Annotated in this window: 19 protein-coding genes; 5 read left to right on the top strand and 14 right to left on the bottom strand. The window is 72.9% G+C overall.

All coding sequences use genetic code 11. From position 1 onward, the window contains the following. Window positions 1–5: 5 nt before the first annotated feature. From J4709_RS14445 to J4709_RS14465, 5 genes are all read right to left on the bottom strand, one after another. A complete protein-coding gene (locus J4709_RS14445) occupies window positions 6–1061 on the bottom strand; it encodes a phosphotransferase (protein ID WP_208240986.1) in 1056 nt (351 codons plus the stop codon). Then, a complete protein-coding gene (locus tag J4709_RS14450; RefSeq protein WP_208240987.1) occupies window positions 1058–2038 on the bottom strand; it encodes a DUF7064 domain-containing protein in 981 nt (326 codons plus the stop codon). Before J4709_RS14450 ends, J4709_RS14445 begins: the two co-directional genes overlap by 4 nt. Window positions 2039–2202: 164 nt before the next feature. Further along, complete coding sequence (locus J4709_RS14455) at window positions 2203–3309, bottom strand: hypothetical protein (RefSeq protein ID WP_208240988.1); 1107 nt, start codon at window positions 3307–3309, stop codon at window positions 2203–2205. Between the two features lie 116 nt (window positions 3310–3425). Beyond that, window positions 3426–4229 carry a maleylpyruvate isomerase family mycothiol-dependent enzyme gene (locus J4709_RS14460; RefSeq protein WP_208240989.1) on the bottom strand — a complete coding sequence of 268 codons (804 nt, stop codon included), beginning with the start codon at window positions 4227–4229 and terminating at the stop codon, window positions 3426–3428. A 168-nt stretch (window positions 4230–4397) separates the two neighbouring features. Continuing rightward, window positions 4398–5249, bottom strand: a complete 852-nt coding sequence (locus J4709_RS14465) for an SGNH/GDSL hydrolase family protein (RefSeq protein ID WP_208240990.1) — start codon at window positions 5247–5249, stop codon at window positions 4398–4400. Window positions 5250–5466: 217 nt separating this feature from the next. On the opposite strand from J4709_RS14465, the gene J4709_RS14470 reads away from it, so the two are divergent. Beyond that, on the top strand, window positions 5467–6660 hold the full coding sequence (locus J4709_RS14470; protein WP_208240991.1) for a PucR family transcriptional regulator: 1194 nt from the start codon (window positions 5467–5469) through the stop codon (window positions 6658–6660). Here the strand turns inward: J4709_RS14470 and J4709_RS14475 are convergent. Next, entirely contained in the window at window positions 6657–8426 is a 1770-nt protein-coding gene (locus J4709_RS14475; protein ID WP_208240992.1) for a hydroxysqualene dehydroxylase, read from the bottom strand. The genes J4709_RS14470 and J4709_RS14475 overlap by 4 nt on opposite strands. A 212-nt stretch (window positions 8427–8638) precedes the next feature. Here J4709_RS14475 and J4709_RS14480 point away from each other — a divergent pair, with 212 nt between their 5' ends. Next, window positions 8639–9700 carry a hypothetical protein gene (locus J4709_RS14480; protein ID WP_208240993.1) on the top strand — a complete coding sequence of 354 codons (1062 nt, stop codon included), beginning with the start codon at window positions 8639–8641 and terminating at the stop codon, window positions 9698–9700. A gap of 41 nt (window positions 9701–9741) precedes the next feature. Here J4709_RS14480 and fusA read toward each other — a convergent pair whose 3' ends face one another. After that, on the bottom strand, window positions 9742–11769 hold the full coding sequence (gene fusA / locus J4709_RS14485; protein ID WP_208240994.1) for an elongation factor G: 2028 nt from the start codon (window positions 11767–11769) through the stop codon (window positions 9742–9744). A 118-nt stretch (window positions 11770–11887) separates the two neighbouring features. Further along, window positions 11888–12712 carry an SCO6745 family protein gene (locus J4709_RS14490; RefSeq protein ID WP_208240995.1) on the bottom strand — a complete coding sequence of 275 codons (825 nt, stop codon included), beginning with the start codon at window positions 12710–12712 and terminating at the stop codon, window positions 11888–11890. A gap of 169 nt (window positions 12713–12881) precedes the next feature. Between J4709_RS14490 and J4709_RS14495 the strand changes: the two genes are divergently transcribed. Beyond that, the gene (locus J4709_RS14495) at window positions 12882–14159 is read left to right on the top strand and encodes a phosphodiester glycosidase family protein (RefSeq protein ID WP_208240996.1); all 1278 of its coding nucleotides are present in this window, start codon (window positions 12882–12884) and stop codon (window positions 14157–14159) included. Between the two features lie 10 nt (window positions 14160–14169). On the opposite strand, the gene J4709_RS14500 is transcribed toward J4709_RS14495, so the two are convergent. The 6 genes from J4709_RS14500 to J4709_RS14525 all read right to left on the bottom strand — a co-directional run bounded on the left by J4709_RS14500 (window position 14170) and on the right by J4709_RS14525 (window position 19410). Continuing rightward, window positions 14170–15252, bottom strand: a complete 1083-nt coding sequence (locus tag J4709_RS14500) for an FUSC family protein (protein ID WP_208240997.1) — start codon at window positions 15250–15252, stop codon at window positions 14170–14172. Window positions 15253–15328: 76 nt separating this feature from the next. Next, a complete protein-coding gene (locus J4709_RS14505) occupies window positions 15329–16120 on the bottom strand; it encodes a VOC family protein (RefSeq protein ID WP_208240998.1) in 792 nt (263 codons plus the stop codon). Window positions 16121–16122: 2 nt separating this feature from the next. Then, complete coding sequence (locus J4709_RS14510) at window positions 16123–16917, bottom strand: VOC family protein (RefSeq protein ID WP_208240999.1); 795 nt, start codon at window positions 16915–16917, stop codon at window positions 16123–16125. A 126-nt stretch (window positions 16918–17043) separates the two neighbouring features. Next, complete coding sequence (locus J4709_RS14515) at window positions 17044–17598, bottom strand: hypothetical protein (RefSeq protein ID WP_307801235.1); 555 nt, start codon at window positions 17596–17598, stop codon at window positions 17044–17046. A 35-nt stretch (window positions 17599–17633) separates the two neighbouring features. Then, window positions 17634–18899, bottom strand: a complete 1266-nt coding sequence (locus J4709_RS14520; protein ID WP_208241000.1) for an alpha/beta hydrolase — start codon at window positions 18897–18899, stop codon at window positions 17634–17636. 208 nt (window positions 18900–19107) lie between these two features. Beyond that, the gene (locus tag J4709_RS14525; protein WP_208241001.1) at window positions 19108–19410 is read right to left on the bottom strand and encodes a hypothetical protein; all 303 of its coding nucleotides are present in this window, start codon (window positions 19408–19410) and stop codon (window positions 19108–19110) included. A gap of 398 nt (window positions 19411–19808) precedes the next feature. Between J4709_RS14525 and J4709_RS14530 the strand changes: the two genes are divergently transcribed. Together J4709_RS14530 and J4709_RS14535 are read left to right on the top strand one after the other, a co-directional pair. Continuing rightward, a complete protein-coding gene (locus J4709_RS14530; protein WP_208241002.1) occupies window positions 19809–20603 on the top strand; it encodes a helix-turn-helix domain-containing protein in 795 nt (264 codons plus the stop codon). Further along, window positions 20600–20863, top strand: coding sequence for a DUF397 domain-containing protein (locus J4709_RS14535; RefSeq protein ID WP_208241003.1), 264 nt, complete (start codon window positions 20600–20602; stop codon window positions 20861–20863). The genes J4709_RS14530 and J4709_RS14535 overlap by 4 nt, the downstream gene beginning before the upstream one ends. Window positions 20864–20905 lie beyond the last annotated feature (42 nt).

The raw sequence follows: 20905 nt of genomic DNA on the forward strand, positions 1-20905 counted from the left end.
GGGCGTCAGGGCAGGAGGGACGCGGCGTCGAGGTCGAGGGCGTGGTGCGCGTGCCTCGCGGTCATCGTGCAGAACATCTCGTCGCCCCGGTCGGTGCGCTCGACCAGCATCGACGCGCCGATCGCCATGACGATGCCCTGGAAGGCGTACCGGCGGTAGGCGTCCCAGCAGTCGTCCCAGGTCAGCGCCACGCCGCGTCCGGTGAGGGCGGTGTGGTAGCGGCGGACGAGCGCGCGCTCGTGCTCGCGCCGCGCCTCGACGGGCAGGCTGGAGCCGAGGAAGTAGGCGAGGTCGGCGGCGCCCGGCCCGTACGCGCAGGTCTGCCAGTCGAGGACGACCGGGCGCGGCCCGCCGAACAGCAGGTTGTCGGCGCGGAAGTCGCCGTGCATGAGGGTGGACGCGCCGTCCCGCGCGGCGAGGTACCCGCCCATCGACGGCAGGAAGTCCTCGATCAGGCCGATGACCTCGGGTTCGAGCCGGTCCGCGTACCGCTCCTTGAAGCCCTCGTACAGGCCGGCGACCATCGCGGTGGTGAACTCGGCGGCCTCGGCGCTGTGCCGGTTGAGCCAGGGCAGCGCGGCGAGGTCCGGATCGTTCCATCCGGCGGCGTGCAGCGCGGCCATCTCGTCGACCGCGGCGGCCGCCTCGTCCGGCGAGACGCCCGCGAGCTGGTCGCCCGCCTGCGCCGGGGCGAGATCCTGGAGCAGGACGACGTAGTCGTCCTTTTCGGGCTCGTAGGCGGAGAAGTAGCAGGCGGGCACGCTGGCGTCGAGCCCGCCCGCGATGCCCGCGTAGAAGCTCGCCTCCACCTCGTAGGTACGGATCGCGCGGGCCGCGGCGCGGCTCGCCTCGTCCGCCGCCGGGACCTTCGCGATCATCGTGGCGGGCAGCCCGGCGGGGCCGTCGTAGGTGAGGCGCAGGCGCAGGCTGTCCGACACCTGGCCGGTGCCGACCGGCTCGGCGCCGACGGCGGTGACCGCCGTGCCGCCGAGGCCGTCCGCGAGGGCCTCGGTCAGCCAGGACGCGGTGAGGCCGGCGCCGCCCGCGACCGGCCCGGTCACTGCGCGTCGCCTTCGGCGAGGTACGACCAGCCGTGGTCCCGCCAGCCGGGCGGCTGGTGCCATTCCGTCCAGCCGTGGCCGGTGCGCCCGTCCTCGGTGTCGAAGCGGCAGAGCGCGCGTGGGAAGTGCGCGGTCTCCCCAACCGGCGAGACGACGGCGACGGGCGCGAACGCGACCGGCGTCGCGGTCATCGGGACGCCCGGCACCCGCAGGTGCGACGACGCGGGCAGGTCGTCCGCCGCGAAGCGGGTCTCGGCGGAGAACCCGTCGCGGTGCTCGATCTCGCCGCCGGGCGGCACCGCGAAAGACGGCCACGGGATCGCGAACCCGATGTTGGCCTGCATGCAGTGGAAGAACGTGCCGTCGCCGAGCCGTCCGGACGACCAGAGCCACGAGGTCTTCCACCAGTCGCGCTCGCCCCAGCTGTGGTCGCGCTCGCCGGGCGCGTCGACGGCGATGGTCTCGTCCCCGACCGTGACGGTGCCGGACACCGTGCAGGGGATCTCGTAGCGCGGGATGTCCTTGTAGGGGTAGACGCCGCTGACGGTGTCCCACCGCAGGTCGAAGGTGAGGCGGGTGGTCTCGGCGGCGGTGGTGTCGCCGTACGCGGCGGTGGGGTCGGGCAGGATCACGGCCTCTCCGTCCAGCCCGATCCGCGCCGCGCCGAACGGGGCGTCGATGGTCTGCGTCGCCTGGTAGGTGCCGGCGCGGACGTCGGTCGTGCCGGGCTTCGGCAGCGGCGCGTCGTTGTCGGCGATCAGGACGAGCGGCCGGTCCTTCCCGGTGACGCACGCCCAGTACCAGGCGCGGTCCCAGTTCGGGTACAGGCCGAGCCGCACGTACCCGGCGACGGACCCGTCGGGCGCGGCGAAGTCGAAGTAGTAGGACTCGTTCCACAGCACCTCGGGCCCGGGCTCGTGCAGCCCCTCGTCCGCGGCCGTCAGCGGCCAGGTGCCGTGCTCGATGATCTTCGCCATGGGCGAACCTCCGGGGGTGGTCGGGGGTCAGGGGGCGGCGAGGCCGCGCGGGCGGCTCCTGGAGATCTTCGCAGCCGCGGCCCGCGGAAGCGAGGGTGCCCCGTCCCACCTCCTGCCAGCGCCGCCCGGCCCCGCCGCCCGGACGGCGGGGCCGGGGGCCGGGGTCAGCGGAACCCGTCGATCAGCAGCCGGTCGCCGGCGCCCGGCCCGACGCCCCACACCGACGCGGTGCGTCCCGCCTCCGCGAGGGCGTAGACCTGCGGTGCGCCGCCCGTGCCGCCACCGGGGCGCGGCACGTCCGTCCAGGCGGTGCCGTCGAAGTGCCGGTAGTAGGCGGTGCGGCTGTCCTGCAGCCACACGCCGCCGTGCCCGTCGGGGGCGATGTCGCCGAGGAACCCGACGTGCTGGGCGTAGGTGCGGACCTGCCCGTACGGCGACGGCGTCTTCGTCACGGTGAACGCGGTCCCGTCCCAGTGGACGAGGTCCGGGCCGGAGAACAGCGGGTCCTGCGGGAGCGTGTAGAACCAGACGTCCTTCGGCGACGGCGCGACGATCTGCAGCACCCAGTGCGGCCAGTCGCCGGGGACGTCCATCTGCGTCCATGCGGTCCCGTCGTAGTGCCACAGGCCGTCGCCGGACGAGGCCATGCCGCCGGCCCAGACGTCCTTCGGTGTGCGCGCGGCCAGCGCGTCGAGCAGACCTCCGCCGGTGAGCGCGAGTCCCTTGTCCGTCCAGGTGCCGCCGGTGCGGCGGAACACGCCGGCGCCGCTGCCGTCGGTGTTGGAGCCGACCGACCACGCCTTGCCGCGCGAGTCGACCGACACCGCCATCGGCTGCGACCGCGGGTAGGCGACGGCCTTCCACGCGCGGCCGTTCCAGTGCAGCGACTTCGCCGCGGCGTCGCCGCCGCCCTGCCCGACGGCCCACACGTTCGACGGCCCGCCGGACGCGACGTCCACCAGTTCGGGGGCGGTTCCGGCGGGCGCGGCCTGCGGCGTCCAGGCGCCGTGCCGGTAGCTCAGGATCAGCGGGGCGGACGCGGACGCCTGCGTGCCGACGGCCCAGGCGTGCCTGCGGTCGGGCGCCGTGACCCCGTAGAGCGACGGGGCGGTCAGGCCGGTGATCTCGGTGGCGGTCCAGGCGCCGGACGGGGCGTCGGCGAGCGCCGTGCCGGTCAAGACGGTGCCGGTCAGGCCGGCGCCGGTGAGCGTGCCGGCCACTGCGGCGGCGAGGGCGAGCGGGGCGGTTCGGCGGGCGAGCGCGGTTCTCACGGGCGGACTCCTCGCGGGCGGGAAACTCGACCGTGCCAGCATTCACTGGCATGATCGGGGTGTAAAGCCGTCCCGGCCGCCCGTGGCCGGAACCGGCTACCGCCCGCCGCCGCGCCTCACGGGGTCAGCGCCATGTTCGCCAGCACCCGGCCGGCCAGCTCCGCGTCCCCCTTGGCCTGCGACTTCACCGCGTCCGGGCCGCACCGTCCGGCGGTGAGCCGCACGTAGCCCTCCCAGTCCAGGTCCAGCTCGGCCGTCGCGGCGTCCGGCACGCCGTCGGCGAACGACCCGCGCCCGCCGCCGTCCACCACCACGGCCACCCGGTGCTCGACCGGCCCGCTGATCCGGAACAGCACCGACTGCCCCGGCTCCGCTCCGGCCTTGCGCGCGACGACGAGCGGCAGCCCCTTGCTGAGGATGGCCCAGAAGCAGCCCGCGGCGGGCGCGTCCAGGTTGCCCGGACGGCCGACCGCGCGCCGCACGTCCTGCTCGTGCGTCCAGCAGTCCATCGCGCGGAACCGCATGAACAGCGCGTACGTGCCCTCCTTGCCGTTCGGGAGGGTCGCCGGCGCGTCCGGGTCCTGGTCGGCCAGCTGGACGAGGCGGCGCTCCAGCACGTCCGCCAGCTCGGCCGCGACCTGCGGCCCGGGGACGGCCCGCCGGGCGTGCACGCCGGCCTCCAGGAACCGCCCGAAGTCGTTGCGGACGTGGTCGAACTCGGGGACCTCGACCTCGGGGGCGGGGTCGCCGAGCAGTGCCGCCTCCACCGAGACGAGGTGGGCGAACTGGTCCTTGACCGTCCAGCCCGGGCACTCGGTCGCGCGGTCCCACTCGGCGGCGCCGAGCGTCGCGGCCAGTGCGAGGGAGGAGCGGACCGTCTGCTCGAACGCGGCGACGTTGCCGCGCATCTCTGCGTTCATCCCGGCGTCCTTAGTCAAAGGGGAAAGCGTCAAAGGGGGAAAGGCGTCCTCAATCTACCGACACCCCCTGGACGCGCCTGGGCGCCGCCCCTTGGAGGAGGGACGGCGCCCAGGCCGGAGGCGGCGCCATGTCGCCGAACACGGCGCCTGTGGTCGCGGAGGCCGGGTTCAGGAGGCGTCGATCGCGCCCCGGATGATCCCGGCGTAGGCGGCCTCGCCGGAGGCGTTCGGGTGCAGCGGGGCGGCGGCGTGCACGGGGACGTAGCCCTCCAGCCAGCGCTTGGACGCCGACTGGCACGAGTCGTGCCCGGCGCTCGGCGCGACCAGGTCGATGTAGGTGTCGCCGTGCGCCTCGGTCTGCCGCTTGATGACCGCGTTCATGGCGTTGACGGAACCCTGCAGGAAGTTGGCGTCGGTGGACAGCACCGGCTGGACGGGCCAGCAGCCGTTCGGCTTGATGTAGAGCCCGTAGCCGGTGACGACGATCCGGGCGTTCGGGGACCGCTGCCGGATGCCGTCGAGCACGGCCGACAGCTTCGGCTCGAAGTCGGCGGTGCGCTGCGCGACCTGCGCCTCGTACTTGCCCTTGCACGGCGTCGCGGTCGGATCGAGCGTCGCGCAGTTCTGCGCGATGCCGACCAGGCCCACGTCGTTGCCGCCGATCGTCAGCGTGACCAGGCTGGTGTCGGCGGTGAGCGCATCGAACTGCGGCGGGACGGTCCCGGTGTCGACGCCCGCGACGCTGGTGTCCTGCGACTGCGTCATGTGCTTGGTGGACGCGCCGCTGCACGTCGCGTCCGCGAGGTTCAGGCCCATCGCCGAGGCCAGGTCGTGCGCGTAGTTGTGGGTGGACCGGCCGCAGCCGACGTTGCCGGTGATGTCCGGGATGAGCGGGCCGGACGCCATCGAGTCGCCGAGCGCGACGTACCGTCCCGCCGCCGCGTGCGCGGGCCCGGCGACCGCCAGGGCCGCGGCCGCCGCGACGATCGAGCCGACCACGCCGCCGAACAGACGCTTCATCACTTCGCTCCCTGGCCGTCATGGACGATGACGCCGTGATCGTCCAGACTTTTGACACACCGTTCAATTGGTGCGGGCGCAGAGTTTCCCGGGAGCCGTTGTGCCGGAGGACAACAAGGGGCCGCTGAGCACGGCCGGACCGCCTGCGGGCGCTTGCGGACCGCCTGCGGGCGCTTGCGGACCGCCTGCGGGCGCGGCCGGGGCGCGTGCGCTGTGCATGGCGGGGCGGCCGCTGGCCGCCCATCTGCGGGCGCGCGCGCCGGTGCTGACCCGCCGCGTGCTCGCGCGGCTGCTGGACGAGCTGCCCGTCTACGCGGAGCTGCCGCAGGAGGAGATCGCCGGGGACATCGCCGGGATCGTCCAGCACAGCCTCCGCCAGTTCGCGGACGTGCTGGAGCGCCGCCGCCCGGCCGGCGCCGGCGAGTTCGGGCGGCAGCGCGACTCGGCCGCGCTGCGCGCCGAGGAGGGGGTGCCGCTGGAGGCGATCCTCACCGCCTACCGGATCGGCGCGGCGATGGCCTGGGACGAGCTGGCCGCGGGCGCGCTGCCGTCCGACCTGCCCGACCTGCAGGAGGCGCTCGGCTACTTCGTCGACTTCCAGGCCCGGCTGGCGACGTCGGTCAGCGGCTCCTACCTGGAGGTCCGGCAGGTCCTGGACAGCCAGGAGCAGGGCGGGCGGCACGCGCTGATGACCGCGCTGCTCGCCGGGGACCCGCTCGACCAGATCGCCCGCCGGACCGGCCTGCGGCCCGCCGCCCGGTACGCCGTGCTGGCGCTGGCGTTCACCCGGACGGCCGACGAGCGCGGCGCCGGCCAGCGCGCCCGGGTCGCGGCCCGCCGCAAGATCCGCCGCGTCCGGACGGTGCTGGACCGGTTCGCCGGCGAGCCCGCCCTCACCGCGCTCGACGCGTCCGGCGGCACGGCGCTGCTGCCGTTCGCCGCGCCGCCGTCCTTCGACCTGCTGCACGACCTGGTCGCGCAGGCCGGCAAGGCCGCCGACACGCGCGTCACGGCGGCGGCGGAGGTCACCGGGCCGTCCGGGATCCCCGCCGCCGTCGCGCAGACCGCCGAGGTCATCGACCTCGTCCGCGGGACGGGCCGCCCGCCCGGCCTGTACCGGCTCGCCGACGTCCTGCTGGACTACCAGCTCAGCCGGCCGAGCGGCGCGCTCGTCCCGCTCGCCGGGCTGCTGGAGCCGCTCGACCGCAAGCCCGAGCTGCTGCACACGCTGCGCCGCTACCTGGCCGACGACCTGGACCGCCGCGCCACCGCGGCGGCCCTGCACGTCCACCCGAACACGGTCGCCTACCGCGTCCGCCGGATCTGCGAGCTGACCGGCCTGGACCCGGCCCGCCCGACGGACCTGCAGCTGCTCAACGCGGCGCTGGTGGCGCGGCGGTCACTCGGCTAGGGCCAGCGCGCGTCGAGGATGTCGAACTCGTGCGGCAGGCCGAGCGCGTAGCGGACCTTGTCGTTGGCCTTGAACAGCGTCCACAGCGGCGACTCGTACAGCTCGTGCACCGAGCAGCGCGACGCGTTCGACCCGGCCGCGTCCAGCAGCGCGTTCACCGCCTGCCGGCCGCCCTGGTTCGCGCCCTCCATCGTCGTGACGTTGATCGGCGTCTTCACCCAGTCGCCGGCCAGGAACAGGTTCGGGATCTTCGTCTTGGAGTCGGGCCGCAGCTTCCACGAGCCGGGCTGCTGGATGAACAGCGGGGTGTCGTTGGTGACGCCGGTCCCGCTGCGGACGATCGCCGGGTCCAGGAACCACGAGTGCAGCATGTCGTCGGTGAGGACGGTGCCGGTGTCGTTGAGGTGCGCCTTGATCTCGGCCCACGTCTCCGCGGCGATCTCGGCGGGCGTGCACTCGCTCGCCTTCTTCTTGTTGAACGTGCCGGGGGTGAACCAGTCGGAGACGATGGACGAGAGGCAGTCCTGCACGGTGCCGTCCCCGTAGGTGGAGAAGTCCCGCTTCCAGAACTGCTCCTGGCTGATGGACGTGACCGCCCACGCCGAGTCGCCGTAGTTCACGTGGCCGGGCGCCAGCGGCAGTTTCTTCTTGAGGAAGAACTGCAGGCCGGTCATCCAGTCGGTGCGCAGGCTCTTGATTCCGGCGAGTGACGGGTCGGCCTTGAGGACGTCGTCGCTGAGCAGTTTCACGGCCCGCTCGCACGGCATCGAGACGATGTAGTAGTCGGCCGTGACCGTGCTGGAACCGCCGTTCGCGGTGACTCCGGCGCCCGTGACGGTGCCCTTGGACAGCTGCAGGGAATCGACGTTGTAGCCGACGTGGAAGGTGACGCCGAGGCTCTTCAGGTGCGCGATCCACGGGTCGAGCCACATCTCCGACGTCGACCCGTCCAGCACCCGGTCGACGGTCCCGCCGGGCTCGTTGCCGAGGTCGAGGATGCTCCACACCGTCGCCTCGCCGACCTTGGCGATCGAGTGGGTGCTGGCGTCCTTGGACTTGGTCGCGGCGAGGTTGCGGATCGTGCCGTCGGCGATGAACTTGTTGTACTCGTCGGAGAACCGGTCGGCGCGGATGTAGTCCGACCAGGTCAGGTCGTCCCATTGCCCGAGTTTGCGGGCGTCGCAGCTCGTGACGTAGACGAGCAGTTTCTGCGCGGCGAACGCGGCCTCGGTGAGCGACAGTTTCGCGACCGTCTGCAGCCCGGACTGGATCGTCGCGAGGAAGCTGGCCTTGTCGTAGATGCTGGATTTCGGCGGCAGCGGGAACGGGAACGGGATGGTCAGGTCGGGCCGTCCCTGCCGCGCCATCATGTACGCGTCGGCGCGGACGAGGTTGTCCCAGCATCCGTTCTTGTTGCCGGGGAACGGCGTCCGGCGCATGTTGTCGGTCAGGTTGAAGTAGAAGCCGGGGAAGAACCGGAACCCGTGCTCGCCCGGCAGGTCGAGGCGGCCGCCCGTCCCGGTGCCCGGCGGGAAGATGCTGCGCGCCTTGCCGCCGAGGGCGGTGCGCTCGTAGACGTCGACCTGGAAGCCCCGGTCGGCCAGTTCGTGCGCCGCGCTCAGCCCGGCGACGCCGCCGCCGAGCACGGCGACGCGCTTGCCGGCCGCGGCCCGCGCGGGCGCCGGTCCCATCGCCAGCGCTCCCGCCGTGGCCGCGCCCATCAGCCCGGCGTCGCGCAGGAACCGTCTGCGCGTGGTCTCACCCATGGTGACCTCCTCTGGCGCTCCGGTTTCTCCGGAGCCCGCAGGGCGCCCGCGCGCCCCCCGACCGGGCGCTGCATAAGTGTTGAGTTACTTGTAACACGCTATTAACGCGCCGCCAATAGCGACGGAACCGCTGCCAACAGTGGCCACGGGACCATCGCCGCATCCGGCCGGATCCGGCGCCGGGCCGCGGCCCGGGGCGGTACGTTGCCGAGGTGTTCGGGATCTTCAAGCGGCGTCGCGGGGCCGGGCTCGCCGCGGTCGAGGCGGACATCACCGCGTTCGGGGAAGCGCTGGCGGCGCTCGCGCTGGAGCCGGCCGAGCATGCCGGCGACACGGCTCTGCTGGCCGACTACGAACGCGCCCTCGACTCCTACGAGCAGGCGAAGCGCGCGTTCGTCGGGGACAGGGACCTGCTCGACGCCGAGGACGCCGTCCGGGCCCTGGACGCGGGGCGCCACGCGCTGGCCTGCGTGGACGCCCGGCTGGCGGGCCGGGCGGTGCCGGAGCACCGGCCGCTGTGCTTCTTCGACGCGCGGCACGGGCCGTCGGTGCGGCTGGTGGTGTGGGCTCCGCCGGGCGAGGCGGCGCGTCCGGTGCCGGTGTGCGCGGCTGACGCGGTGCGGCTGGAGGACGGCCTCCCGCCGATCGAGACGGGCCGCGCCGCCGCGTCCGGGAGCCGGAAGGCCGAGCGGGCTCTGCCCGACGAGCCGGACGGCGCGGCTCCGTTCGACGCGCCTCCCCCCGGGACGCCGCAGGAGAGCGTGGCCCGCAGGAAGGGCAACGCCCGCGTGGAGCTCTCGGTCGCTCCACGGGAGGCGTCCGTCCTGGTGGTCCGCTTCTCCGGCCCGGCGATGGCGTCCGTCGACATCCAGCACCGGGGAAGCCCGAGGTCGCTGTGGACGTCGGGCGGCGAGAGGATCCGGCGGGTGGTCTTCCCGCTGGCCCCCGGCCGGAAGCGGCTGCTGACGCTGCAGGTCTCGTCCGACGTGCCGTGGGCGGCGTGGCCGGTCGCGCCGGCGGACGTGCCGCCGTTGCGGGACGGCATGTCCGGGCACGGCATGTACCTGTTCCGGCATGACGGCGGGCCGGTGCCGATCCGGGTCCGGCAGAAGGGGCGGGGGTCGTTCGCGCTGCTGCGGTTCTCGTGGGAGTGCGAGCTGGCGGGGTCGGTGGTCGCCGGTTCGGACACGTTCACCAAGGCGGCGGAGATCCCGGGGCCCGGCCTGTACCTCGTGCGCGCGAGCGCCGGCTGGGTCATCGACGGCGTCCGCTGAAAGGGCCGGCCGCACGGGCGCGGGCCCGTGCGGCCGGGTGGTCAGGCGGCCGCCGTCACCTTGGCCGCCACGGCGGGCGGGACCAAGGCGTACGAGTCGAACCGCATCGAGTGGACGGCGCGGCCCGACGTGGCGCCGCGCAGATGTCCGACGTAGCCGAACATCTCCGCGAGCGGGACGAGGGCGCGGACGACCTCGGCGCCGCCCTGCGGGCGGGTCCCCTCGACGCGGCCGCGGCGCGCGTTGAGGTCGCCGATGACCGCGCCCATGTACTCGGCGGGCGTGGTGACCTCGACGGCCATCACGGGTTCGAGCAGCGCGGGCGACGCGCGCCGGACCGCCTCCTGGAACGCCAGCGAGCCGGCGATCGTGAAGGCGAGCTCGGACGAGTCGACGGGGTGGTGGTCGCCGTCGAGCAGCGTGACGCGGACGCCCGTCATCGGGAAGCCCGCGAGCGGGCCCGTCCGCATCGCCTGCTGGCAGCCGTCGTCCACGGACGGCACGAAATGGCGCGGGACGCGGCCACCGGTCACTTCGTTGACGAACTCATAATGCTCCTCGATCGGTTCGATGGAGAGCTGGACTTTCGCATACTGCCCCTTTCCGCCGTTCTGCTTCCGGTAGGTCGTCTCGACCTTGGAAGCGGTCCGGCGAATGGTCTCCCGGTAGGCGACGCGGGGCCGGCCGACATTGGCGGCGACGCCGTGGTCGTCCTTCAGGCGGCCGACGATGACCTCCAGGTGCAGCTCCCCCATTCCGCCGATGACGGTCTGGCCGGTCTCGGCGTCGGCGTGCACCTGGAAGGACGGGTCCTCCTCGGCGAGCCGCCGGACGGCGGCGGCCATCTTCTCCTGGTCGCCCTTCGCGCGGGGCTCGATGGCGACCTCGATGACCGGGGCGGGGACGTCCAGGGACTCCAGGACGACCGGGTGCGCCGGGTCGCAGAGCGTGTCGCCGGTCGTGGTCCGCTTGAGGCCCAGGACCGCGACGATGTCGCCCGCGCCCGCCGACGCGATCTCCTCGCGGCGGTTCGCGTGGACGCGGTAGATCTTGCCGATGCGCTCCTTCGCTCCGGTGACGCTGTTCAGCACGGACGTGCCGGGCTCCAGGCGGCCGGAGTAGATCCGGACGAAGGCGAGCCGGCCGACGTGCCGGGCGGTCATGATCTTGAAGGCGAGGGCGGACAGCGGTGCCCGGTCGGACGCGGCGCGCGGCCCCTCGGCGTCCAGCGGCGAGGGCAGGTACCGCGCGATCGCGTCCAGCAGCGGCTGGACGCCCTTGTTCCTGTACGCGCTGCCGCACAGCACCGGGGTCGCGGCGGACGCGACGGTGAGCCGGCGGATCGCCTCGTGCAGCCGCCCGGCCGGCGGTTCGGCGCCGGCCACGTACAGCTCCATGATCGTCTCGTCGTGCTCGGCGAGGGTCTCGACGAGCCGGGCCCGCCACCGCCGCGCGTCGGCCCGCAGGCCGGGCGGGACGGGCCGGACGTCCGGTTCGCCGCCGCCGGCCCAGACGAGCGCGCGGTCCTCGACCAGGTCGACGACGCCGGTGAAGCCGGCCTCGGCGCCGATCGGCAGCTGCAGGACGAGCGGGACCGCGCCCAACCGGTCGGCGATCATGCCGGCGCAACGGGCGAGGTCGGCGCCCGCGCGGTCGAGCTTGTTGACGAAGCAGATGCGCGGGACGCCGTACCGGTCGGCCTGCCGCCACACGGTCTCGGACTGCGGCTCGACGCCGGCGACGCCGTCGAACACGGCCACGGCGCCGTCGAGGACGCGCAGGCAGCGTTCGACCTCGATGCCGAAGTCGACGTGGCCCGGCGTGTCGATCAGGTTGATCGTGTGGCCGCGCCAGTGGCAGGTCGTGGCGGCGGAGGTGATGGTGATCCCGCGTTCGCGTTCCTGGTCGGTCCAGTCGAGCGCGGTATTGCCGTCGTGGACCTCTCCGATGCGGTGCGAGACGCCGGTGAAGTAGAGGATCCGCTCGGCGGTGGTGGTCTTGCCGGCGTCGATGTGCGCCATGATCCCGATGTTGCGAACGGTCGTCAGGTCAAGGAAGGTCGCGGTCATCGGGAATCACTCCTTTTCCGGATCCCGTGCGCGCGGAATTTCCGCGGCCCCGCGACGATAACCGGGGGCCCGGAATCGGCGCCAAGGGTTTTCCGGCGCTTTCCGGGCCCGGGAGCGATCAGTTTCCGGGGTTCAGCAGTCCCGCGGTGACGACGGCGCGGCCGAACGGGCGGGCCAGTTCGGCGAGGCGCTCGCAGTCCGCCTCGCCGAGGGCGGCGTAGGCCGGGAGCGCGAGCTCGTCGGTGCGGTCCTCGATGCGCTGCCGGAACTCCTTGCCCGCTTGGGAGAGCTCGTCGCCGTCGAGGAGGCCGCGGGCGCGCAGCGCGTCCTCGGTCGCGGCCCATTCTTCGGCCGGCCACGCGCGGCTGGCCTTGAGGAACGGCGTCGGGATGGTGCCGGTGGCGGCGTGCAGGACGAGGGCTTCGAGCGGTGCGACGCCCGCGTCGGTGAGGGCGGCGATGTGCCCGTCGCCGCGGAACTCGCGGAGCAGCGTCTGGGCGTGCCAGAGCCGGTCGATGGGCTCGTCGGGCCAGGGCAGGGCGGCGTGCGCGGCGAACAGGGGGCGGCCGTGCAGGTGCTCGCGGGCGGCCTCGGCGGCGCGGGTCGCGAGGCCGGTGACCTCGTCGAGGCCGGGGACGCGGTGGATGCCGGCGCGGCGCAGGGCGGTGCCGGCTGCGTCGAGCCGGGCGGCGAGGACCTGCTCGGGCGACGCCTTCTCCCAGGCCGCGGGCAGGGCGCCGCGGACGAGCGCGGGGTTGAAGTTGTAGAAGGTCGCGATGACGAGTTCGGCGGACGCGCGGCCGAAGGCGGCGGACCGGGGCGCGAAGTAGCCGGCGGCGGCGTCCAGGCCGAGCGCGGCGTAGCGCTCGGAGCCCTCCGGCACGAAGTAGATCATGGCGTGCACCGGTTCCAGCCGGCGCCAAGCCTCGCGTGCTGCCCGCATCGTCCGCCCTCCGTACCGGTCGGCAGGAAATTCGAATGTCATTCTAGTTTCCGCCGCGCCCCACCACCAGGGAGATCGTTGGCGAAAGTTCGCACCGGCAGCACCGGTGGTTCACCCCCGCCGCGCCATGATCAACGGGCTGTCCCCGCAGAGAAGGGTGTCACCCGTGGTGAGGAAGTGGACGGCCGCCGTCGCGGCGGTCACGAGCACGGCGGTCATGAGCACGGTCGTCCCGGCCTGGGCGGCGCCGGCGCCGCCTCCGGACGGCGCCGGGTCGGGCGAGCGTCCCGCCGCCCGCGCGCTGCCCGCGCTCCCGGCGGCGGCGCCCGGGCTGCGCTACACCTCGGCGCTGCGGCTCTCGCGCGGGGTCGTCGCGCGGACGTTCGAGACGTCCGGCACCGGTGTGAAGGCGGCCGGCGACCTGGTCGACGTCGACCTGCGCGCCCCGCACGTCCGGGTCGGCCTGCTGCGCCCCGGCGCGATCGCCGCGCGCGCGACGGTGTCGGACATGGCGAACGCCCAGCGCGCGATCGCGGGCGTGAACGGCGACTTCTTCAACATCAGCGAGACGCACGAGGGCGTGCCGCCGACCGGCTCGTCGTCGGGGCCGGAGGTGGACGGCGGCCGGGCCCTGAAGGCGGCCGTGCCGGACGGCCAGCGGTTCGGGCCCGCGCTGCCGCCCGGGACGTCCGCCCGCGACGTGATCGGCGTCGGCGCCGACGGGCGCGGGCACGTGGCGAGCCTGCGCCTGGCCGGGACGGTCCGGGCCCGGCTCGGGACGCTGAAGCTGGACGGCCTCAACCAGTACGCGCTTCCAGAAGGAGGCGTCGGCGCGTTCACGAGCGAGTGGGGGACGGTGTCGCGGCAGCGCGCGGTCTGCGGCAGCGACGACGCCCGCAACGACCCGTGCAGCACCCGAACGGCCGAGGTGACCGTGCGGCGCGGCGTCGTCACGGCCGTCTCGGACGAGGTCGGCGCGGGCGCGATTCCCAAGGGCGCGACCGTGCTCGTCGGCCGCGACGAGGGCGCCGCCGCGCTGCTCAAGCTGCGCAAGGGCGACCGCGTGAAGGTCCGCTACCGGCTGGCGGGCAAGGTGCGGTTCCGGTTCGCGGTGGGCGGCTTCCCGATCCTGCGCCACGGCCGCCCGCTGAGCGGCCTGGACGCGGCGGGCCCCGCGCCGCGCACCGCCGCCGGCGTCAGCCGCGACGGCCGCCACCTGTACCTCGCCGTGGTGGACGGACGGTCGGAGACGAGCGGCGGCGTCACCGTCGCGGAGCTGGCTGGGCTGCTCGCGCGGGCCGGTGCGTCCGACGGGGTGAACCTCGACGGCGGCGGCTCGTCGGCGTTCGTCGCGCGCGCCCCCGGCGAACCGTCGGCGACCGTGCGCAACGTCCCGTCCGACGGGCGCGAGCGCGCGGTCGCGAACGGCATCGGGGTGTTCTCCTGAACGGCACGGGTCAGGTGGGCGGGCGCGGGCGCAGGTCGTCCAGCATGAGGCGACTGAGCCGCAGCACCTCCTTCTGCGGGTCCCACAGGCCCGGCGCGTCCGTGCCGGGCCCGTGGTGGGGGCGTTCGAGCCGCTGCTGCAGGCGCTCGGCGTCCGCCAGCTCCTCATCGCCGGGCGCCTCGGGCAGCCGCCGGACGAGCCCGGCGAGCAGCTCGACGAGGCGCGCGTGGTCGTCGCGGAACTCGGCGGAGAACCGCAGTTCCGGTGCCTCGGCGTCCATCGCCTCCTGGTGGGTGCCGGCGATCGACCGCACGTACGTGGTCGCCTGCTCAAGGGTGTTCATCAGCCGGGTCGCGGGCCAGCGCTCCGGCTCGTCGCGCCACCGCAGCGGGTAGCCGCGCAGCTTCGCGCGCGGGTTGGCGCGCATGCTGTCGCGGCCCTGCTCGTAGGCGTGCCGCGCCTGGTCCTGGACGGTCCGGAGCCGCTCGTCCGCCTCGTCCCAGGACGCCCGGCGCTCGTCGGGGCCGGTGACGGCGGCGGCGAGCGCGTCCATCGCCTCGGCGAGGACGTCCCGCAGCTCCTCGACGGCGTACTCGGCGCGGCGCAGGTAGAGCGGCGGGAACGCCACCGCGTTGACGGCGAGGCCGACCACGAGGCCGACGGCGACGTCCCCGAGGCGCGGCAGCGTGTACCCGGCGGCGTCGTGGCCGCCGAGGAGCAGCGCGAACAGCGCGGTGAACGGGACCTGCGACGCCTGCCCGCCGAGCCGCCGCCACCCGGACGCCATCATCGTCAGGAACAGCACGACCGCGATGCCGAGGACGTTCGGCCCGATCCAGATCCCGACCGGTATCGCCAGTGCGGCGCCGATGACGAACCCGGCGGCGTAGGTGACGCTCTCCCGGACGGACCGCACCACCGACGGGTACACGCCGAGCAGCGCGGCGAGCGGCGCGAAGTACGGTTCGGTGTGCCCGACGGCGTACCGCGCCGCCGCCCACGCGATCACCCCCGCGAGGACGGCCTTCGCGGTGAGCTTCAGCCGCTCCCGCCAGTACCGCCGTCCCGCCCATGGCAGGAGGTACCCACGCATTCCGCCGATCCGCACCGCTGTCCGATGCCCGGTGATCGCCTCCCGAATCCCGGACGCGACGGCAGCGGAGGGCGGGTCAGGAGCCGGTGGCGATCCGCGGGGTGATGACGGCGAGGCGGGCGCCGGTCGGGTCGGTCATCGTCGCGTAGCGGCCCGGCTGGATGTCGGCGGGCTGGACGCGGATCGTCGCGCCCAGCTCGACGGCCCTCGCCGCCGCCGCGTCGCAGTCGTCCACCCAGAAGTACGGGATCCAGTGCGGCGGGTAGTTCGGCGGCCACGAGTCGTCCATCGAGATCATGCCGCCGACGGACCAGTCGCCCAGCTTCCAGTTCGTGTACACCGAGCCGTGGTAGTCGCGGCCGACCGCCTCCCAGCCGAACACCTCGTGGTAGAAGCGCCGCGCGCCCTCGATGTCGCGGCACGCCAGCTCCACCCAGCACATCGCGCCCGGCCGGTCGGCGGTGCCGAACTCGATCATGTTGCCGGGGATCGCGACGCCGAAGTCGGCGCCCTCCGGGTCCATGCACAGCGCCATCGAGCCGACCCCGCCGTAGTCGGACGGCGGGATCAGCTCCCGCCCGCCGCCGGCCTTCACCGCGTCGGCCGCCCCCTGGAGGTCCCCGACCTCGAAGTAGCACGTCCACGACGGCGGCTGGGAGTCGTCGACGAGCGACTGCATCCCGGCGACCTCCGGGCCCTGCACGTCCCCGAGCGTGAAGACGGTGTAGTCGCCGTAGCCGGGGACGCTCAGGGTGTAGGAGTCCCACCCGAACAGGGCGCGGTAGAAGGTCCGGGCCGTCTCGGGGTGCGGGCTGGCGAGGTCGATCCAGCCGGGCCGGCCGGACGCGGGTCTGGTCTGCTCGGGCATCGTCAGGCCTCCGATGGGGCGCCGGCGCCGGCCGGCGTGATCACGGCCAGCCGGGCGCCGGCGGGGTCGGCCAGGACCGCGTAGCGGCCCGGCTCGATGTCGGTGGGCGGGAGCAGCGCCCGGCCGCCGAGCTCGGCGGCCCGGGCGGCGGTCGCGTCGCAGTCCTCCACCCAGAAGTACGGGATCCAGTGCGGGTCGGCCTCGTACCCGTTCCTGCGCAGGTCCTCGACGTCGACCATGCCGCCGAACGACCACTCCCCCAGCTTCAGGTTGGTGTACGGGGCGTAGTAGCGGCGCTCGCTGGTCTGCCAGCCGAAGACCCTGCCGTAGAAGCGGCGGGCCTTCTCGACGTCGCGGCAGGCCAGCTCCACCCAGCACATCGCGCCGGGCTCGTCGACGACGCCGGCGCCCTGGAGGCTGCCGGGCGACCAGAGCGCGAAGTCGGCGCCCTCCGGGTCCGAGCACAGCGCCATCTCGCCGAGGTCGGCGAGCCGGATGGGCGCCACCAGCTCCTGCCCGCCCGCCTCCTTGACCGTGTCGACGGTGCCCTGGACGTCGTCGGTCCGGAAGTACAGCGACCAGGACGGCGGCTGCGCGTCGTCGGCGAGCCGCTGCATCCCGGCGACCTCCGGGCCCTGGATGCCGCCCATGGTGAAGATGTCATAGTCGTCGTAGTCCGGGACCGTCAGCGTGTAGGCGTACCAGCCGAACAGGCTGCAGTAGAAGTCCTTCGACGCCTGCGGGGCTGGGCTCGCGAGTTCCGCCCAGGACGGCCGTCCCGGGGCGTGTCCGTTCACTTCGGGCATGGTCCGGCCTTCAGAGCGCACATGCCACCACGTTATGGGCGGATGTGCCATCGGCACGGACGGGGCGATCCCGGAATACGCCAAAGACCACCCAAAATTCGACCAAACCAGGCGAGCCTAGACGCTCACCACTTCCTGCAGCAGACCCCACACGAAGTGCGCCACATAGGACGATCCGTCGGGCGCGGCGAAGCCGATGTGCCAGCGGCTCGGCGCGTCGCCGTCCTGGTGCGCGAGGCCGTCCCAGCGGGCCGCGAGGTCGCCGACGACGCACGTCCACGGGACGAGGTCGTGGACGGTGCGCAGTTCCGGCACCGGCGACGCCGGGTCCCGGACGAGCCACTCCTGCGCCACCGACCCGTCCGGCGCCAGCATGATCTCGAACCGCAGGCCGGGCCACAGCGGGAACGGCGGCCACGACGCCACCTCGCACACGACGTCGCCGACGCGGCGCTCCCCGGCGTCGGCGGGGCCGAGGACCGCCTCGTAGCGGCGGCGGCCGCGCGGGAACGTCCGGGACCGCAGGATCCGCTGCCAGCGCGCGTTGACCTCGCGCATCTCGGTGCGCGTCGCGTCCAGCGCGCGCACCGCGTCCTCGACCAGACCGGGCTGGTAGTCCGCCATCCGGCGCAGCAGCACGAGCTGGAACTCGCGCCGCGCCAACCCCTTCACGCGGCCACGCTACCGCGCGCCGGGGACGCCGCGGATCAGAGCTTCTTGCCGCCGATCGCCTTCATGATCGCGGGCCAGCTGAGGTTCACCTCGCGGCGCCAGTACTTCCAGTTGTGCATGCCGGGCCCGTACAGGTGCGAGGTGATCGGCACGCCCGCCCGCTTCGCGGCGTTCACGAAGTTGACGTTCATCTGCCCGGCGAGGTTCTCGCCGATGCGCCCCGCGTCGCCGGGCGCCGCGTTCGGGTCGTCGTAGGGGCCGGGCGTGCCGTTGCCGGACGAGACGTACACGCCGATGCCCTTGAGGGCGCGCACGTTGACCGCGGCGTCGTGCGCCGCCCAGTTCGACCGGTTGAAGAGCGGGTCGCCCCAGATCTTCGTGCCCGCGTCCCTGTTCATCATGGTCAGCACCGCCGGCATGCCGGGCGCGGTGATGTTGAGCGCACCGCTGTAGGACGCGGCGTACTTGAAGTAGCCCGGGTGGCGCTCGGCGTAGGTGATCGATCCCTGGCCGCCGGACGACAGGCCCATCGCGGCGCGCATGGACCCGGCGTGGAAGTTGGCCTCCATCAGCGGGATGACCTCGGAGATGTGGAAGCTCTCCCACTCGGGGATGCCGCCCTTGCCGCCGTTCCACCAGTTGGCGTAGGAGCCGTTCGAGCCGCCCTCGGGCATGACGACCATGACGTTGTAGTTCTTCGCCACGTTCTCGATGTGCCCGTCATGGCTCCACGACGTGTACTTGTTGTTGCCGCCGTGGTAGGCGTACACGACCGGGTAGGTCTTAGTGTCGTTCGCCTTCCAGCCCTTGGGAACGAGCACCCGCGCCTGGACGACCGCGCCGAGCGCCGGGGACGCGATGCTGACGTCGAACTCCTGCGCGTGCACCTTCTTGATGGCGGTGACGGTGGCGCCGTCGGGGGCCTTGCGGTACTTGCCGTCGCCGACGCCGGGCGGCAGATGCGGCTTCTCGCCGTGCGTGCCGTTGTTGGTGTCGGGGTCGTTCTTGGCGGGCGAGCCGCCGGTCCCGAAGGGGTTGCCGCCGTGCGTCAGCGGGACGTTCGGGACCTTGATCGGCTTGGACGCCGACGGGGAGGTGCTCGGCGAGGGCGACCCGGTGACCTGGGACGGCTGGCTCGGCGGACCGAAGGAGGGGATCGGCTGGGCGTTGCCGGCGGCCTCCGGCTTGCCCTTCGGCACGCCGACGCCGGCCTGGGCGAGCCCGACCATGACGGCGGGCAGGATCACGGCCGCCGCCGCCGTCCCGGCGATGGCGATCTTCCTGTCGGTACGCTTCTTCATGAACTCCCCAGCCGATCAGACCGATCCGGACCGCGCGCCAGTCCCGGCCTTGCGCTCACTCGCCCGAAGAAACTACTGTCCCGGCAGTCACATTCGCAAGTATTGACAAAAATTACAATAAATCTCACCCCTTCCGGCCACCCCGGAATGATGCCCGCCGCGTCCCGCAACGGGCCCACCCCTCCGCAATACCCCGAAAAGCCGCAGGTCAGGCCGAGGATCCCAGGTATCCCTTGACCATCACGACGGCATCGGTGACGCGTTCGGCCTCGGTGAGCGGCCGGCGCCACGAAGTGAAGAACCAGTACCGCCCGCCGTCCGCCGCGTAGGGCCGGCACGTGATCGTGTCACCGCGCACCCGCTGCCCGTCGCAGCACCCGGCCGCCTCCGTGTTCCGGACGACGAGGCCGCCGTTCACGTGCTCCACCGCGAACCCGTGCGCCTTGAGATGCATGCCGAGCATTTGAAGCCGCACATGCGCCTCGCCTTCGGCGGGCTCAGGGGCGTTCACGGCCGCCTCCGGACGGATTCGGCGAGCGCGACCCGCTCGGAAAGGCGCGTCTGCGCGTCGCACAGAAGCCACAGCTCCCCCACATCGCGCGCCTGCACCTCCGCCAGGCATCCATTGAGCATTTGGTAATCACTTAGACGCTCTAGGCGCCTTCCTATGAACCCTCCGGCCGTCACCTCGCCGTACCACCCGGCATTGAGACTAATTTGCCCGATTCCCAGCGAATTGCTCACCGCCACCTCGCGCCCCATCCCGAAAATCCGCTTCCAGTTGATGAAATGCCGTGACCAGATTCACACCATGAGTTATGGTCCGGTAGTAACCGCGAGACATCGCCGCTCAAGCGGAAACGAAGATCGACTCAACCAAGCCGCCTGGTTAACCCTCCGGAGGCCGTCATGGCTGAGAACCAAGTCCGCATCTTCTTCGGCAAAGAGATCCGCCGCCTGCGCGGGGAGGCCAACCTCACCGCCAAAGAACTCGCCGACGCGCTCGGCTGCACCCCGCAGTGGATCAGCACCATGGAGAGCGGCCGCAAGGCGTCCGAGCAGAGCGCCCTCGACCTCGACACCTACTTCGAGACCGGCGACCGCTTCCATCTCCTATGGAAGCTCGCCAACAACCTCGACGGCCAGATCGCACTTCCCCCCGGTTACACCGAGTACGTTGAGCGAGAGAAGAACGCGTCAGCGATGCGGGTCTTCTCCGCGCTCCTCGTAAACGGCAAGTTCCAGAGTGAGGAGTACGCCCGCGCCGTTCTGAGTTACACCAGGTCAGGGGACACGCAAGAGCGAGTGAAGGAGCGCTTGGCGCGCCGCTCGGTGTTCCTGCGCGACCCGCCACCCGCGACCTGGTTCACGGTGGACGAGACCGTGCTTCACCGTAAGGTCGGAGGCGCGAGTGTGATGAAGGCGCAGCTCACTTACCTCCTCGAACTGAGCGAGCGTCCGGAGATCGTGATCAATGTCATCCCACAGGACGTCGATTACCATGCTGGCCTGGGCGGCGAGTTCACAATCCTCAGCTTCAACGGCTCCTCCGTGGCCTATACGGAATCAGCCGGGATCGGAACTCTGATCGAGGACCCTGCCAAAGTCGAGAAATTCGCTCTACGCTGGGACCCACTTCGAAGTCACGCACTCCCGGTGAAGGAGTCACGGGACCTGATCCAGAACGTGCTGGAGGGCCTATGAACGACTGGCAGACCGTCCAATGGCGAAAGAGCAGCCACAGCGACCACCAGGGCGGCAACTGCGTCGAGGTTGCCGGACTGTGGCGGAAGAGCAGCCATAGCGGGCACAGCGGCGGTGACTGTGTCGAGGTGGCGGACCTCGCGCCTGTGGTCGGGGTGCGGGACTCCAAGGATCCGGACGGGCCGAAGCTGACGTTCGGTGCCGGTGCCTGGCGGGCGTTCACCCGCGAGGTGAAGGGCGGCGAGCACGACCGCGCCTGACGTCCGCTCCCCATCGACGCGAGCCCCTGGCCACCCCGCAGG

Origin of the sequence: Actinomadura violacea, assembly GCF_017573465.1 — a bacterium.
Classification (GTDB): domain Bacteria; phylum Actinomycetota; class Actinomycetes; order Streptosporangiales; family Streptosporangiaceae; genus Spirillospora; species Spirillospora violacea.

Bases quoted from the DNA above. Each gene is read 5' to 3' on its own strand.
- J4709_RS14450 (WP_208240987.1), bottom strand. From the start codon at position 2,038: ATGGCGAAGATCATCGAGCACGGCACCTGGCCGCTGACGGCCGCGGAC.
- J4709_RS14460 (WP_208240989.1), bottom strand. From the start codon at position 4,229: ATGAACGCAGAGATGCGCGGCAACGTCGCCGCGTTCGAGCAGACGGTC.
- J4709_RS14465 (WP_208240990.1), bottom strand. From the start codon at position 5,249: ATGAAGCGTCTGTTCGGCGGCGTGGTCGGCTCGATCGTCGCGGCGGCC.
- J4709_RS14470 (WP_208240991.1), top strand. From the start codon at position 5,467: ATGGCGGGGCGGCCGCTGGCCGCCCATCTGCGGGCGCGCGCGCCGGTG.
- J4709_RS14475 (WP_208240992.1), bottom strand. From the start codon at position 8,426: ATGGGTGAGACCACGCGCAGACGGTTCCTGCGCGACGCCGGGCTGATG.
- fusA (WP_208240994.1), bottom strand. From the start codon at position 11,769: ATGACCGCGACCTTCCTTGACCTGACGACCGTTCGCAACATCGGGATC.
- J4709_RS14490 (WP_208240995.1), bottom strand. From the start codon at position 12,712: ATGCGGGCAGCACGCGAGGCTTGGCGCCGGCTGGAACCGGTGCACGCC.
- J4709_RS14500 (WP_208240997.1), bottom strand. From the start codon at position 15,252: ATGCGTGGGTACCTCCTGCCATGGGCGGGACGGCGGTACTGGCGGGAG.
- J4709_RS14505 (WP_208240998.1), bottom strand. From the start codon at position 16,120: ATGCCCGAGCAGACCAGACCCGCGTCCGGCCGGCCCGGCTGGATCGAC.
- J4709_RS14520 (WP_208241000.1), bottom strand. From the start codon at position 18,899: ATGAAGAAGCGTACCGACAGGAAGATCGCCATCGCCGGGACGGCGGCG.
- J4709_RS14530 (WP_208241002.1), top strand. From the start codon at position 19,809: ATGGCTGAGAACCAAGTCCGCATCTTCTTCGGCAAAGAGATCCGCCGC.
- J4709_RS14535 (WP_208241003.1), top strand. From the start codon at position 20,600: ATGAACGACTGGCAGACCGTCCAATGGCGAAAGAGCAGCCACAGCGAC.